Origin of the sequence: Streptomyces wedmorensis, from assembly GCF_000716445.1 — a bacterium.
In the GTDB taxonomy this organism is placed as follows: domain Bacteria; phylum Actinomycetota; class Actinomycetes; order Streptomycetales; family Streptomycetaceae; genus Streptomyces; species Streptomyces wedmorensis.
Genome location: NZ_JNWK01000151.1, coordinates 1 through 1,147 on the forward strand (window position 1 = coordinate 1; position 1,147 = coordinate 1,147).

Annotated in this window: 1 protein-coding gene; it reads right to left on the minus strand. The window is 69.0% G+C overall.

All coding sequences use genetic code 11. From position 1 onward, the window contains the following. Positions 1 to 1,147 (minus strand): acyl-CoA dehydrogenase (locus OO54_RS40865; protein WP_033212797.1); only part of this gene is annotated, 1,147 nt, incomplete at its 5' end.

Consider the following 1,147-nt stretch of genomic DNA (forward strand, 5'->3'; position numbering starts at 1 on the left):
TTACGGGAGGTTGCGGGCCATCACGATGCGCTGAACCTGGTTGGTTCCCTCGTAGATCTGGGTGATCTTGGCGTCGCGCATCATGCGCTCCACGGGGTAGTCGCGGGTGTAGCCGTAGCCGCCCAGGAGCTGGACGGCGTCGGTGGTGACCTCCATGGCGACGTCGGAGGCGAAGCACTTGGCCGCGGCGCCGAAGAAGGTGAGGTCGCCGTCGACGCGCTCGGACTTGGCGGCGGCCGCGTAGGTGAGCTGGCGGGCGGCCTCCAGCTTCATGGCCATGTCGGCGAGCATGAACTGGACGCCCTGGAAGTCGGCGATCGGCTTGCCGAACTGCTTGCGCTCCTTGACGTAGCCCTTGGCGTAGTCGAGGGCGCCCTGGGCGATGCCGATGGCCTGGGCGGCGATGGTGATGCGGGTGTGGTCCAGGGTCTTCATCGCGGTGGCGAAGCCGGTGCCCTCGGCGCCGATCATGCGGTCGGCGGGGATGCGCACGTTGTCGAGGTAGACCTCGCGGGTCGGGGAGCCCTTGATGCCGAGCTTCTTCTCCGGGGCGCCGAAGGACACGCCCTCGTCGGACTTCTCCACGACGAAGGCGCTGATGCCCTTGGAGCGCTTGTCGGGGTCGGTGACGGCCATCACGGTGTAGTACTCGGAGACGCCGGCGTTGGTGATCCACCGCTTGACGCCGTTGAGGATCCAGTGGTCGCCGTCGCGGACGGCACGGGTCTTCATGCCCGCCGCGTCCGAGCCCGCGTCGGGCTCGGACAGCGCGTAGGAGAACATCGCGTCGCCCTTGGCCAGCGGGCCGAGGTACTTGTGCTTGAGCTCCTCGGAGCCGGAGAGGATCACCGGCAGCGAGCCCAGCTTGTTGACGGCCGGGATCAGCGAGGACGAGCCGCAGGCCCGCGCGACCTCCTCGATCACGATCACGGTCGCCAGCGCGTCCGCGCCGGCGCCGCCGTAGGTCTCGGGGACGTGCACCGCGTGCAGGTCGTTGGCGACCAGCGCGTCCAGCGCCTCCTGCGGGAACCGGCCCTCCTCGTCCACCGCCGCCGCGAACGGAACGATCTTCGCCTCCGCGAGCGCGCGGACCGACTCCCGGAGCATGTCGTGCTCCTCGGAGGGCCGATAAAGGTCGAAGTCCTTG